A 12,635-nucleotide genomic window follows, 5' to 3' on the forward strand; every position below is an offset into this window, starting at 1 on the left:
GCTGAAGATGTGCGCCGCCGTTTATGTGGCGCATATCCTCTGAATTCAGGCTTGAATGATGAATGACTTGCTAAGCCGCGCCATGCGCCTGCTGTCGCAACGCGATCATAGTGAAGCTGAACTGCGCCGCAAACTTGCGGCGCAGCCGTTTGTGGCGAAAGCCCGGTTTGGCGGTAAGGGGCCGCATGCGCCGACGGTGGCCGAAGAGCCGGTGGATCCTGCGCTAATCGATCAGGTTATCGCCTACTGTTACCAGCACAACTGGCTGGACGATCAGCGTTTCGCACACAGCTACATCGGCAGCCGCAGCCGCAAGGGTTATGGCGCGCAGCGCATCCGCAGCGAATTGATGCAAAAGGGCGTGGATAAAGCGCTGGTACAGGACGCGTTGGCGGAATGCGATATCGACTGGTGCGAACAGGCGAAACAGGTGGCGCAGCGAAAATTTGGCGATGCGTTGCCAACCGACTGGAAAGAGAAAGCCAAAGTGCAGCGTTATCTGCTCTATCGCGGCTTCTTCCAGGAAGAAATTCAGTCAATTTACCGTGATTTTGCGCAATGAGCGCACACGGGGTTTTACTTCCCTCTGAAGAAAATTTATCTTATCCCCACTTTTTGTTCGTGAGCTGGTTGTCATCGTCGGGATGACGCGCCACCGGCTCACGTGTCGTTATTCTAGCCTTTCCAGGAAAATTATGAGCAAGAGCACCGCTGAGATCCGTCAAGCGTTTCTCGATTTCTTTCATAGTAAGGGCCATCAGGTTGTAGCAAGCAGCTCCCTGGTGCCTAACAATGATCCGACATTGCTGTTTACCAATGCCGGCATGAACCAATTTAAGGATGTTTTCCTGGGGCTCGACAAACGCGCCTATTCCCGCGCCACCACCTCGCAGCGCTGCGTGCGCGCAGGCGGCAAGCATAACGACCTGGAAAACGTCGGTTATACCGCTCGTCACCACACCTTCTTTGAAATGCTGGGTAACTTCAGCTTCGGCGATTACTTCAAGCACGACGCGATCAGCTACGCGTGGGAACTGCTGACCGGTGAAAACTGGTTCAACCTGCCGAAAGAGAGACTGTGGGTCACCGTGTATGAAACCGATGATGAAGCGTTCGACATTTGGCAGAAGCAAATCGGCGTACCGGCCGAGCGCATTATCCGCATCGGCGACAACAAGGGCGCGCCTTTCGCTTCCGATAACTTCTGGCAGATGGGCGATACCGGCCCATGCGGCCCGTGCACCGAGATTTTCTACGATCACGGCGATCACATCTGGGGCGGCCCTCCGGGCAGCCCGGAAGAAGACGGTGACCGCTACATCGAGATCTGGAACATCGTTTTCATGCAGTTCAACCGTCAGTCCGACGGCACCATGCTGCCGCTGCCGAAACCTTCGGTGGATACCGGTATGGGTCTGGAACGCATCGCGGCGGTGTTGCAGCATGTGAACTCCAACTATGAGATCGACCTGTTCCGCACCCTGATCGCCGCCGTAGCGAAAGTGACCGGCGCGACCGATCTGGATAACAAATCCCTGCGCGTTATCGCCGACCACATCCGTTCCTGCGCCTTCCTGGTGTCTGACGGCGTGATCCCGTCTAACGAAAACCGCGGCTACGTGCTGCGCCGCATCATTCGCCGCGCGATCCGTCATGGCAACATGCTGGGCGCGAAAGATACCTTCTTCTACAAGCTGGTAGCGCCACTGATCGAAGTGATGGGCCCGGCGGCCGACGAGCTGAAACGCCAGCAATCGCTGGTGGAGCAGGTGCTGAAAACCGAAGAGGAGCAGTTTGCCCGCACGCTGGAGCGTGGGCTAGCGCTGTTGGACGAAGAGCTGGCCAAGCTGCAGGGCGATACCCTGGACGGCGAAACCGCTTTCCGTCTGTACGATACCTACGGTTTCCCGGTCGATCTGACCGCTGACGTCTGCCGCGAGCGCGGTCTGAAAGTCGACGAAGCGGGCTTTGAAGAGGCGATGGAAGCCCAGCGCCGCCGCGCGCGTGAGTCCAGCGGCTTCGGCGCCGACTACAACAGCCTGATCCGCGTGGATGGCAGCAGCCAGTTCAGCGGCTACGATCACGACGAGCAGCAGGCGAAGGTGATCGCGCTGTTCCGTGACGGCCAGCCGGTCGAGCAGATCAACGCCGGCGAAGAGGCGGTGGTGGTGCTGGACGAGACGCCGTTCTACGGCGAATCCGGCGGCCAGGTCGGCGATAAAGGCGTGCTGAAAGCCGCCGGCGCCGAGTTTGTGGTCAATGACACCCAGAAATACGGTCAGGCTATCGGCCACCAAGGCAAACTGGCGCAGGGCTCGCTGAAGCTGAACGATCGCGTGGATGCGCAGATCGACGCCGAGCGCCGCAACAGCATCCGCCTGAACCACTCCGCGACTCACCTGCTGCACGCCGCGCTGCGCCAAACGCTGGGCGATCACGTTGCGCAGAAAGGCTCGCTGGTTAACGACAAATACCTGCGTTTCGACTTCTCGCACTTCGAAGCGATGAAGCCGGAACAAATCCGCGCGGTGGAAGATCTGGTGAACCAGCAGGTGCGTCGTAACCTGCCGGTGCAGACCGAGCTGATGGCGTTGGAAGACGCCAAAGAGAAGGGCGCAATGGCGCTGTTCGGTGAGAAGTACGACGACAACGTGCGCGTGCTGACCATGGGCGACTTCTCCACCGAGCTGTGCGGCGGTACCCACGCCAGCCGCACCGGCGATATCGGCCTGTTCCGCATTCTGAGCGAGTCGGGCACCGCGGCGGGCATCCGTCGTATTGAAGCGGTGACCGGCGCAGGCGCTATCGCCACGCTGCACCAGCAAAGCGATTTGTTGCAAGACGTTGCGCAGTTGGTGAAGGGCGACAGCAACAACCTGACCGATAAAGTGCGCTCGGTGCTCGATCGCACGCGCGTGCTGGAAAAAGAACTGCAGCAACTGAAAGATCAGCAGGTGGCGCAGGAAAGCGCGTCGCTGTCCAGCCAGGCGAAACTGGTTAACGGCGTGAAGCTGTTGGTCAGCCAGTTGGACAATGTCGAAGCCAAAATGCTGCGCACCATGGTGGATGACCTGAAAAATCAATTGGGTTCGGCCATTATCGTGTTGGCGACGACGGCTGATGACAAAGTCAGCCTGGTCGCGGGCGTGACCAAGGATCTGACTGACCGCGTGAAAGCCGGCGAGTTGATCGGCAACGTGGCGCAGCAGGTCGGCGGCAAGGGCGGTGGTCGCCCGGATATGGCGATGGCGGGGGGGACGGATATCAACGCTCTGCCAGCGGCGTTAAACAGCGTAGAAGCCTGGGTGGCCTCAAAGCTGTGAACATAAATAAATAGCACGGACAAACGCCATAATACTTTGTTGATTATGGCGTTTTCATACTGTGCTAACACAATTTAGTTACAATTGCGGGAACAAAGTTTTTCTGGTCGGCTAAACTTACCATTATCTGAGGTGGGACCAAGTCTGCTTACACTTATTGTGGATTGCGCGGCTTACGTTTTCACCACATATGATGGATAATGACGGGGAAACTGAGAGACCCGACTCTTTTAATCTTTCAAGGAGCAAAGAATGTTAATTCTGACTCGTCGAGTTGGTGAAACCCTCATGATTGGCGATGAGGTTACGGTCACTGTGCTAGGGGTAAAAGGCAACCAGGTGCGTATTGGTGTGAACGCCCCCAAAGAGGTTTCAGTTCACCGTGAAGAAATCTATCAGCGCATTCAGGCAGAGAAGTCTCAGCAGACGACTTACTGATTCCGAAGCAGCGTCTCGTTGCCAGACGAGACGCTACTGCATCGTTTTACCCACTTCTTTCGTTCTCCCCTCTCTTTTTCGTGATTATTTTCCCGGTGAGTTTCCTGCTTTATTGCTGCAGACGTTGCGGTTGCCTGTTGATAAAACGCCCTTTTTGCCGTGAAATCGCCCATGTTGGGTGTGAATTGTGCAAACGCGCATGAGTTGGGAAAAATTGTTTGACTTAAAAGTCGGAGAAAGTAATATGTGCGCCACGCAGTGCCGATGAGCTTCTCTAAAGCAAGTCAGGCACAATTCGAAAGAAGCGTATGGTGAGGTGGCCGAGAGGCTGAAGGCGCTCCCCTGCTAAGGGAGTATGCGGTCAAAAGCTGCATCCGGGGTTCGAATCCCCGCCTCACCGCCATTTGCATCCGTAGCTCAGCTGGATAGAGTACTCGGCTACGAACCGAGCGGTCGGAGGTTCGAATCCTCCCGGATGCACCATATTTTGCAGTATGGTGGGGTAGTAACAACGTACCATACGGTATCAAAAAAGAATTCCTGTGCATCCGTAGCTCAGCTGGATAGAGTACTCGGCTACGAACCGAGCGGTCGGAGGTTCGAATCCTCCCGGATGCACCATTCTTAATCTCATTCGTCGCGAAGAAAAATTTTCATGCGGGTGAGAGGAAAAAAGTGTTCCCAGGGAGGATAACGTTGCTTCAGCAACGGCCCGCAGGGTAAGGCGCTAGCGCCGAATCATCCTCCCGGATGCACCATTCTTAAAGCCTGGCTTTATTAGCAAAGCCGGCACGCGGTAAAAATAGTAATGCATCCGTAGCTCAGCTGGATAGAGTACTCGGCTACGAACCGAGCGGTCGGAGGTTCGAATCCTCCCGGATGCACCATCTAAGAGAAGCCCGCCTTAGCGGGTTTTTGCTTTTCTGTTATTCGTGAAACAGACAAGCGGCAAAAACAGTCATGCATCCGTAGCTCAGCTGGATAGAGTACTCGGCTACGAACCGAGCGGTCGGAGGTTCGAATCCTCCCGGATGCACCATGTTTAACCTCCCGTATCGCGAAGAGAAAGCGTCATGCGGGTGGTAAAAAGAAAGTGTCCTTGGGGAGGATAACGTTGCTTTAGCAACGGCCCGCAGGGTGAGGCGTTGGCGCCGAATCATCCTCCCGAATGCACCATCTAAGAGAAACCCGCCCTGGCGGGTTTTTCGCTTTTCAGCATTTAGCCATTCTCTCTTCACTCCTTTTCTTCTTTGCACCCGAACGCTCACAGCACATTCCGCTATGACGCAGTCAGCGACAACCCAACGGCTTTACGCTAAAGTAGTTTTCTTTCCTCAACGATCATGGAGTAACGATGTACGACCGCTATCAAGGTCTTATTTTCGACATGGACGGCACGATTCTGGACACCGAGCCAACGCACCGCAAAGCGTGGAGTGAAGTGCTGTCGCGTTATGGCATGACGTTTGATGAAGCGGCTATGGTGGCGCTGAGCGGTTCACCGACCTGGCGCATCGCTCAGGCGATTATCGCCAGCCACCAGGCCGATCTCGATCCCCATCACTTGGCCGCGGAGAAAACCCGCGCGGTGGAGGCGATGCTGTTGGACAGCGTGCGCCCGTTGCCGCTGATCGAGGTGGTAAAATCCTATCACGGTCGCCGTCCGATGGCGGTCGGTACCGGCAGCGAGCACCGCATGGCGGAAATGCTGCTGCGTCATCTCGGCCTGTTCAACTGCTTCGACGCGATCGTCGGTGCGGACGACGTACAGCGCCATAAACCGGAGCCGGACACCTTCCTGCGTTGCGCCGAACTTATCGGCGTGCCGCCGGAAAAGTGCGTGGTGTTTGAAGACGCCGAGTTCGGCATTCAGGCGGCAAAAAGCGCCGGTATGGACGTGGTAGACGTTCGCACGCTGTGAGTAGTACGCTAGCCGTAATATCGTTATTTGGCAGCAGCTTCCTCAGTGCGACGCTGCTGCCGGGAAATTCAGAAATCGTTCTGGTCGCTTTGCTGACCCAGAGTCGCGTCTCGCCGGAGTTGCTGGTGCTGGCTGTGACCCTGGGCAACACGCTGGGCGGCTTGACCAATGTCATTATCGGGCGCCTGTTACCGGCGTTGAAACCACAGCGGGGGCTGGCAACGGCGCTCGGGTGGCTGCAACGCTTCGGCCCGGCTGCGCTGTTGCTCAGTTGGGTGCCGGTGGTGGGCGATTTGTTGTGCGTGTTGGCAGGTTGGCTGCGCATGCCCTGGGGCTCTGTCGCGCTGTTTCTGTGTATCGGAAAGGCGCTGCGTTACATCGTTTTGACTATGATAACGGTACAGGGCATCGCCTGGTGGCAGTAACCAAGTGAATATAACTCAATATTCTCTCGGGTGCGGATTCAGTATGCTTACGAGTTATTGTTTTTAGAAGCGGGAGGTCAATTTGATCCCGGACGTATCACAGGCGCTTTCTTGGTTGGAAGCCCATCCTCAGGCATTAAAAGGCATTCGTCGCGGCATCGAGCGTGAAACGCTGCGAGTCACGCCGAACGGCACCTTGGCGACTACCGGGCATCCGGAAAAGCTGGGGGCGGCATTGACGCATCACTGGATCACCACGGATTTCGCCGAGGCGCTGTTAGAGTTCATTACGCCGGTTGATGACAATATCGATCACCTGCTGACGTTCCTGCGCGATATTCATCGCTACGTGGCGCGCAACATTGGCGATGAGCGCATGTGGCCGCTCAGCATGCCGTGCTTTATCGAAGCCGAGCAGGATATTGAGCTGGCGCAGTTCGGTTCTTCGAACATCGGCCGTATGAAGACGCTGTACCGCGAAGGGTTGAAGAATCGCTATGGCGCGCTGATGCAGACCATTTCCGGCGTGCACTACAACTTCTCGCTGCCGCTGGAGTTTTGGCAGGCCTGGGCTGGCGTGCAGGACGCAGAAAGTGGTAAAGAGCAGATCTCGGCGGGGTATTTCCGCCTGATCCGCAACTACTACCGTTTCGGTTGGGTGATCCCGTATCTGTTCGGCGCATCGCCGGCCATTTGTTCTTCGTTCCTCAAAGGGCGCGAGACCACTCTGCCGTTCGAACGCACCGAGCAGGGGATGTGCTACCTGCCGTACGCCACCTCGCTGCGTCTGAGCGACCTGGGTTATACCAACAAGTCGCAAAGTAATCTGGGCATCACCTTCAACGATCTGCACAGCTATGTGGCCGGTTTGAAGCGGGCGATCGTTACGCCTTCCGAAGAGTTCGCCAAGCTGGGCGTGAAAGAGGGTGATCGCTACCTGCAGTTGAACAGCAACGTGCTGCAAATCGAGAACGAGCTGTATGCGCCGATCCGGCCGAAGCGCGTGACCAAAAGCGGCGAGACGCCGTCAGACGCGCTGCTGCGCGGCGGTATCGAATACATCGAAGTGCGTTCGCTGGATATCAACCCGTTCTCGCCGATCGGCGTGGATGCGGTGCAGGCGCGTTTCCTGGATCTGTTCCTGGTGTGGTGCGCGCTGGCCGATGCGCCGGAGATGAGCAGCGATGAACTGCTGTGCACGCGCAAGAACTGGAACCGGGTGATTCTGGAAGGGCGCAAGCCGGGCCAGACCATCGGCATCGGCTGTGGCGCCAGCCATGAACCGTTGGAAAAAGTGGGCAAGGCGCTGTTCGCCGATCTGCGTCGGGTCGCGGAAGTGTTGGACGGCGAAGCCGGCAACCGTCAATACCAGCAGGTGTGCGATGAGCTGGTCGCCGCGTTTGACGATCCTGAGCTGACCTTCTCCGCGCGCATTCTGAAGGCGATGAAGGCGGAAGGCACCGGACGCGTCGGTCTGCAGCTGGCGGAGCAGTATCGCCAGACATTGCTGGAAGAACCGTTGGAAATCCTGAACGAAGCCGAGCTGGATAAAGAGCGGGAAGCCTCTTGGCAGCGTCAACGCGACATAGAAGCCAATGATACGCTAAGCTTTGAAGCGTTCCTGAAGCAAAACGGCGGAAGCTGAAAAAGAAAAAGGCCACATCAATGTGGCCAAATATGCATCTCTGATGACAGGGATGATGATAACAAATGCGCGTCTTTCACATACTCAGACTCGCAGGGTTGGAAAAGGTTTCCCGGTTAGGAAAAAAAGTTTCGAAATAAATGCTCTTTTACGAGGAGGTAGCGAAATGCCATTGCTGGATAGCTTTACCGTCGATCATACCCGTATGGCAGCCCCGGCTGTCCGCGTTGCGAAAACCATGAAAACGCCTCATGGCGATACCATCACGGTATTTGATCTGCGCTTTTGCCGCCCGAACCTGGAAGTGATGCCCGAACGCGGCATTCACACGCTGGAACACCTGTTCGCCGGCTTTATGCGCGACCACCTGAACGGCCAGGGCGTGGAGATTATCGACATCTCCCCAATGGGCTGTCGCACCGGTTTCTACATGAGCCTGATCGGCGTGCCGGAAGAGCAGCGCGTTGCCGATGCCTGGAAAGCGGCGATGGCAGACGTGCTGAAAGTGACCGACCAGCGCAAGATCCCTGAGCTGAACGAGTACCAGTGTGGTACCTACCACATGCACTCGCTGGAAGAAGCGCAGGAGATCGCCAAGCACATTCTGGATAACGGCGTGGTGGTGAACCACAACGACGAACTGGCGCTGCCGAAAGAGAAGCTGCAGGAGCTGCATATCTAACCGTACGTTTCCCGCAGAGACAAAAAAGACGCGATTTCGCGTCTTTTTTACGTTCTGGCGGAGGGTTAGTGATGGCCGATGCTGGACTGCAGCGAGGTGATCGGCGTGACCCGCACCTGTTTGATCATATTGCCCTGCACGTCGAGAATGTCGATATCGTAATGGCCGATACGCACCCGGGTGCCGATTTCGGGGATCTCTTCCAGTTCTTCCAGCAGCATGCCGTTGACGGTGCGAGCCTCGTTGGCGGGTAAAGTCCAGTTAAAGGCCTTGTTCAGCTCCCGCACGTTGGCGGTGCCGTCGATCAAGACCGAGCCGTCGCTCTGCGGCGTGACTTCTTCCGCCAGCGTCGGCGACATCGAGGTGGTGAAGTCGCCGACGATCTCCTCGAGGATGTCTTCCACCGTAACCAGGCCCTGAATGTCGCCGTACTCGTCGACCACGATGCCGACCTTCTCTTTGTTGCGCTGGAATTTCACCAGCTGCACGTTGAGCGGCGTGCCTTCCGGTACGAAGTAGATCTCATCGGCGGCGCGCAGCAGGTTCTCTTTGTTAAACTCTTTTTTCTCGGTCATCAGACGGTAGGCTTCGCGCACGCGCAGCATGCCGATCGCGTCGTCCAGCGAGCTGCGATACAGCACGATGCGGCCGTGCGGCGAGTGGGTCAGCTGGCGCATGATCGACTTCCAGTCGTCGTTGACGTCGATGCCGACGATCTCGGTGCGCGGCACCATGATGTCGTTGACCGTCACCTTTTCCAGGTCCAGCACCGAGATCAGCATGTCCTGATTGCGGCGGGAGATCTGCGACTGGGATTCACGCACGATGGTGCGCAGCTCATCCTTGCTGACGGCGTCGCTGATGCGCACGTTGGTGCGGATACCGAACAGGCGCAAGGTCAGGCTGGTGATGCCGTTGAGCAGCCAGACCAGTGGGAACATCACCTTTTGCAACGGCGCCAGCAGGAAGCTGCTGGGGAAGGCGATGCGTTCCGGATAGAGCGCGGCGAAGGTCTTCGGCAGCACTTCAGCGAACAGCAGCACGGCGAAGGTCAGCACGCCGGTCGCAATCGCCACGCCGAGATCGCCATACAGCCGCATGCCGACGATGGTCGCCAGTGCCGAGGCGAGGATGTTGACCAGGTTGTTGCCGATCAGCACCAGGCCGATCAGCCGATCCGGTTTTTGCAGCAGCTTCTCCACCCGGCGCGCCGAACGGTTACCCTGCTTGGACAGGTGGCGCAGGCGATAACGGTTGAGCGTCATCATGCCGGTTTCGGAGGCGGAGAAGTAAGCGGAGACCACGATCATGATCACCAGGATAATGATGAGGGTCCCCGTCGACACATGCTCCAATGCAGTATTCCTTATAGAGAGGGAAAGTTGAACCGGGCTGGCTCAGCGCACCATCACCTGTTGAATCAGACGGCTGCCGAAGTAGGCGAGCGTCAGCAGGAAGGCGCCGGCGAAGCTGAACCAGACGACGCGGCGGCCGCGCCAGCCTTCATGGTAATGGCCCCACAACAGCACGATATATACGAACCAGGCCATGATCGACAACACGGCTTTATGTACGTTCTCTTTGCTGAACAGATTATCCATGTACAGCAGGCCGGTGCACAGGGTGAGCGTCAGCAGCACCACGCCGATCTGGGTGATATGGAACATCTTACGCTCAATGCTCATCAGCGGCGGCATGTCGGCGCTGAAGGTCAGCTTTTTGTTTTTCAACAGGTAGTCGAGCCAGGCGAGCTGTAAGGCGTAGAGCGCGGCGATGATAAGGGTGGCGTAAGAGAACAGCGCCAGGCCGATATGCACCATCAATTCCGGGCTGGCTTCCAGGTGAGTGATGAACTCGCCGGGCATGAAGCTGGCGAAGGCCAGATTGATCATCGCGAAGCTGTAGACGATCGGCAGCAGGAACCAGCCGCGATCGCGTGAAGCGACGAAGGTCATCACCGAACAGATGATCAGGCTGACGATAGAACCAATGTTCAGCAGGCTGAGATTCTGCCCGGCGCTGACGTCAAAGATGCGCTGCTGAAGCGCGATGGCGTGGCAAATCAACGCCACCACCGCCGAGACGAGGGCGAGCCGACGGTATGCGCTGTTCTTCCGCAACAAGCTGGGAATGATCAGTCCAAGGCTGAGCAGGTAGGCCATCAAAGCCACAATGGAGAAAACTGGCATAACGTTTAATTTTGCTTCGGCGTGGTTAATTGGAGTGTCAGTATAGCGTTGCGCGCGTTTCACTCCAACCTATCTCCAACGCTGAGGCAGAGATCCTGCGCGCTTCGTGTTATCATCGGCGCAATTGTGTCGCCGGAGCGGCCTGTCATTACACGTTGAGCATGAGACGATGTTTGAAAATTTAACCGATCGATTGTCGCGCACGTTGCGCAATATCAGCGGCCGCGGGCGGCTGACCGAAGAGAATATCAAGGAAACCCTGCGTGAAGTGCGTATGGCATTGCTGGAAGCGGACGTTGCGCTGCCGGTGGTGCGCGACTTCATCAACCGCGTCAAAGAGAGCGCGGTTGGCCATGAAGTCAACAAAAGCCTGACGCCGGGGCAGGAGTTCGTCAAGATCGTCAAGGGCGAGCTGATCGCCGCGATGGGCGAAGTCAACACCGAGCTGAATCTGGCGGCCCAGCCGCCGGCGGTGGTGCTGATGGCGGGCCTGCAGGGCGCCGGTAAAACGACCAGCGTCGGTAAGCTCGGCAAGTTCCTGAAAGAAAAACAGAAGAAGAAAGTGTTGGTGGTTTCCGCGGACGTTTATCGCCCGGCGGCGATCAAACAGCTGGAAACGTTGGCGGAAGGCGTCGGCATCGACTTCTTCCCGTCTGACGTCAAAGAAAAACCGATCGACATCGTCAATCGCGCGCTGCAACAGGCCAAGCTGAAGTTCTACGATGTCCTTATTGTCGATACCGCCGGCCGCTTGCACGTTGACGAAGCGATGATGGACGAGATCAAACAGGTGCACGCGGCGATCAAGCCGGTGGAAACCCTGTTCGTGGTCGACGCCATGACCGGCCAGGACGCCGCCAATACCGCCAAGGCGTTTAATGAAGCGCTGCCGCTGACCGGCGTGGTGCTGACCAAGGTCGACGGCGATGCGCGCGGCGGTGCCGCGTTGTCCATCCGCCATATCACTGGCAAGCCGATCAAGTTCCTCGGCGTCGGCGAGAAGACCGAAGCGCTGGAGCCGTTTTACCCGGATCGCGTGGCATCGCGCATCCTGGGCATGGGCGACGTGCTGTCGCTGATCGAAGATATCGAAAGCAAGGTCGACCGCGAGCAGGCGGAGAAGCTGGCCAACAAGCTGAAGAAGGGCGACGGTTTCGATCTGACCGACTTCCTGGAGCAGCTCAAGCAGATGCGCAACATGGGCGGCATGGCCAATATGCTGAGCAAGCTGCCGGGCGCCGGCCAACTGCCGGACAACGTCAAGTCGCAGATGGACGACAAAGTGCTGGTGCGCATGGAGGCGATCATCAACTCGATGACGCTGAAAGAGCGCGCCAAACCGGAAATCATCAAGGGCTCGCGCAAGCGTCGCATCGCGATGGGGGCCGGCATGCAGGTGCAAGACGTCAACCGCTTGCTGAAGCAGTTCGACGAAATGCAGCGTATGATGAAGAAGATGAAAAAAGGCGGTATGGCGAAGATGATGCGCGGCATGAAAGGTATGATGCCGCCGGGCTTCCCTGGCCGCTGACGGGCTTCCGCACGCTGAGTGCGGGCGCTTTCAGCATTCGCCGTTCGCGGTGAAAACCGTCCGAAATTTGACAGGCTGCAAAAGTTGTCCCCTGCGATCGACGCTTTAGATTGCTTTTTGCGCCAAAATGAGTAAAATTTTCGGGCTTTTTATATTGCAACCGGGCCCCGTCCCTCAATGGGGCCCGGCTGTTTTATTAACTAAAGAGGATGTTATGGTAACAATTCGTTTGGCACGTGGCGGCGCTAAAAAGCGTCCGTTCTATCAAGTAGTAGTGACCGACAGCCGCAACGCTCGTGATGGTCGTTTCATCGAGCGCGTAGGCTTCTTCAACCCGATCGCTTCCGGTCAGGCTGAAGCACTGCGTCTGGACCTGGACCGCATCGAGCACTGGGTTGGTCTGGGTGCAACCGTTTCTGATCGCGTTCACGCGCTGATCAAAGACGCTAAGAAAGCAGCTTAATCTGTCGCGGTGGTGGCA

At 57.2% G+C, this 12,635-nt stretch carries 12 protein-coding genes and 5 tRNA genes; 14 read left to right on the forward strand and 3 right to left on the reverse strand.

The annotated features are described in order from the left end of the window. Positions 1 to 58: 58 nt before the first annotated feature. The gene (recX, locus tag JL05_RS04895) at positions 59 to 562 is read left to right on the forward strand and encodes a recombination regulator RecX (RefSeq protein WP_033631822.1); all 504 of its coding nucleotides are present in this window, start codon (positions 59 to 61) and stop codon (positions 560 to 562) included. Positions 563 to 602: 40 nt separating this feature from the next. Here the strand turns inward: recX and JL05_RS25525 are convergent, their stop codons facing one another. Next, positions 603 to 746 carry a hypothetical protein gene (locus JL05_RS25525; protein WP_162180460.1) on the reverse strand — a complete coding sequence of 48 codons (144 nt, stop codon included), beginning with the start codon at positions 744 to 746 and terminating at the stop codon, positions 603 to 605. Here JL05_RS25525 and alaS point away from each other — a divergent pair. From alaS to luxS, 11 genes are all read left to right on the forward strand, one after another. Continuing rightward, positions 696 to 3,323, forward strand: a complete 2,628-nt coding sequence (gene alaS, locus JL05_RS04900) for an alanine--tRNA ligase (protein WP_033631823.1) — start codon at positions 696 to 698, stop codon at positions 3,321 to 3,323. The genes JL05_RS25525 and alaS overlap by 51 nt on opposite strands. A gap of 252 nt (positions 3,324 to 3,575) precedes the next feature. Next, positions 3,576 to 3,761, forward strand: a complete 186-nt coding sequence (csrA, locus tag JL05_RS04905) for a carbon storage regulator CsrA (RefSeq protein WP_004091602.1) — start codon at positions 3,576 to 3,578, stop codon at positions 3,759 to 3,761. 310 nt (positions 3,762 to 4,071) lie between these two features. Next, a tRNA-Ser gene (locus tag JL05_RS04910) sits at positions 4,072 to 4,164 on the forward strand. A gap of 3 nt (positions 4,165 to 4,167) precedes the next feature. Beyond that, a tRNA-Arg gene (locus JL05_RS04915) sits at positions 4,168 to 4,244 on the forward strand. A gap of 61 nt (positions 4,245 to 4,305) precedes the next feature. Continuing rightward, positions 4,306 to 4,382, forward strand: a tRNA-Arg gene (locus JL05_RS04920). Between the two features lie 189 nt (positions 4,383 to 4,571). Further along, positions 4,572 to 4,648 (forward strand) — tRNA-Arg (locus JL05_RS04925). Positions 4,649 to 4,723: 75 nt separating this feature from the next. Continuing rightward, positions 4,724 to 4,800 (forward strand) — tRNA-Arg (locus JL05_RS04930). A gap of 315 nt (positions 4,801 to 5,115) precedes the next feature. Next, on the forward strand, positions 5,116 to 5,682 hold the full coding sequence (yqaB, locus tag JL05_RS04935; protein WP_004932523.1) for a fructose-1-phosphate/6-phosphogluconate phosphatase: 567 nt from the start codon (positions 5,116 to 5,118) through the stop codon (positions 5,680 to 5,682). After that, the gene (locus JL05_RS04940; protein WP_033631824.1) at positions 5,679 to 6,107 is read left to right on the forward strand and encodes a YqaA family protein; all 429 of its coding nucleotides are present in this window, start codon (positions 5,679 to 5,681) and stop codon (positions 6,105 to 6,107) included. The genes yqaB and JL05_RS04940 overlap by 4 nt, the downstream gene beginning before the upstream one ends. Positions 6,108 to 6,189: 82 nt before the next feature. Continuing rightward, a complete protein-coding gene (gene gshA / locus JL05_RS04945; RefSeq protein ID WP_015376703.1) occupies positions 6,190 to 7,752 on the forward strand; it encodes a glutamate--cysteine ligase in 1,563 nt (520 codons plus the stop codon). 166 nt (positions 7,753 to 7,918) lie between these two features. After that, positions 7,919 to 8,434 (forward strand): S-ribosylhomocysteine lyase, encoded by a 516-nt coding sequence (gene luxS / locus JL05_RS04950; RefSeq protein WP_004932513.1) that lies wholly within the window; start codon positions 7,919 to 7,921, stop codon positions 8,432 to 8,434. Between the two features lie 65 nt (positions 8,435 to 8,499). Here the strand turns inward: luxS and JL05_RS04955 are convergent, their stop codons facing one another. Both JL05_RS04955 and JL05_RS04960 read right to left on the reverse strand, forming a co-directional pair. Further along, entirely contained in the window at positions 8,500 to 9,789 is a 1,290-nt protein-coding gene (locus JL05_RS04955) for an HlyC/CorC family transporter (RefSeq protein ID WP_033631825.1), read from the reverse strand. A 42-nt stretch (positions 9,790 to 9,831) separates the two neighbouring features. Further along, positions 9,832 to 10,623, reverse strand: a complete 792-nt coding sequence (locus tag JL05_RS04960) for a cytochrome C assembly family protein (RefSeq protein WP_004932506.1) — start codon at positions 10,621 to 10,623, stop codon at positions 9,832 to 9,834. Between the two features lie 169 nt (positions 10,624 to 10,792). On the opposite strand from JL05_RS04960, the gene ffh reads away from it, so the two are divergent. Next, entirely contained in the window at positions 10,793 to 12,154 is a 1,362-nt protein-coding gene (gene ffh / locus JL05_RS04965) for a signal recognition particle protein (RefSeq protein WP_004932504.1), read from the forward strand. A 214-nt stretch (positions 12,155 to 12,368) separates the two neighbouring features. Continuing rightward, positions 12,369 to 12,617 (forward strand): 30S ribosomal protein S16, encoded by a 249-nt coding sequence (rpsP, locus tag JL05_RS04970; protein ID WP_004932501.1) that lies wholly within the window; start codon positions 12,369 to 12,371, stop codon positions 12,615 to 12,617. Positions 12,618 to 12,635: the final 18 nt, after the last annotated feature.

Origin of the sequence: Serratia nematodiphila DZ0503SBS1, assembly GCF_000738675.1 — a bacterium.
In the GTDB taxonomy this organism is placed as follows: Bacteria; Pseudomonadota; Gammaproteobacteria; order Enterobacterales; family Enterobacteriaceae; genus Serratia; species Serratia nematodiphila.

Bases quoted from the DNA above. Each gene is read 5' to 3' on its own strand.
- luxS (WP_004932513.1), top strand. From the start codon at position 7,919: ATGCCATTGCTGGATAGCTTTACCGTCGATCATACCCGTATGGCAGCC.
- ffh (WP_004932504.1), top strand. From the start codon at position 10,793: ATGTTTGAAAATTTAACCGATCGATTGTCGCGCACGTTGCGCAATATC.
- JL05_RS25525 (WP_162180460.1), bottom strand. From the start codon at position 746: ATGAAAGAAATCGAGAAACGCTTGACGGATCTCAGCGGTGCTCTTGCT.
- rpsP (WP_004932501.1), top strand. From the start codon at position 12,369: ATGGTAACAATTCGTTTGGCACGTGGCGGCGCTAAAAAGCGTCCGTTC.
- alaS (WP_033631823.1), top strand. From the start codon at position 696: ATGAGCAAGAGCACCGCTGAGATCCGTCAAGCGTTTCTCGATTTCTTT.
- recX (WP_033631822.1), top strand. From the start codon at position 59: ATGAATGACTTGCTAAGCCGCGCCATGCGCCTGCTGTCGCAACGCGAT.
- JL05_RS04960 (WP_004932506.1), bottom strand. From the start codon at position 10,623: ATGCCAGTTTTCTCCATTGTGGCTTTGATGGCCTACCTGCTCAGCCTT.
- yqaB (WP_004932523.1), top strand. From the start codon at position 5,116: ATGTACGACCGCTATCAAGGTCTTATTTTCGACATGGACGGCACGATT.
- csrA (WP_004091602.1), top strand. From the start codon at position 3,576: ATGTTAATTCTGACTCGTCGAGTTGGTGAAACCCTCATGATTGGCGAT.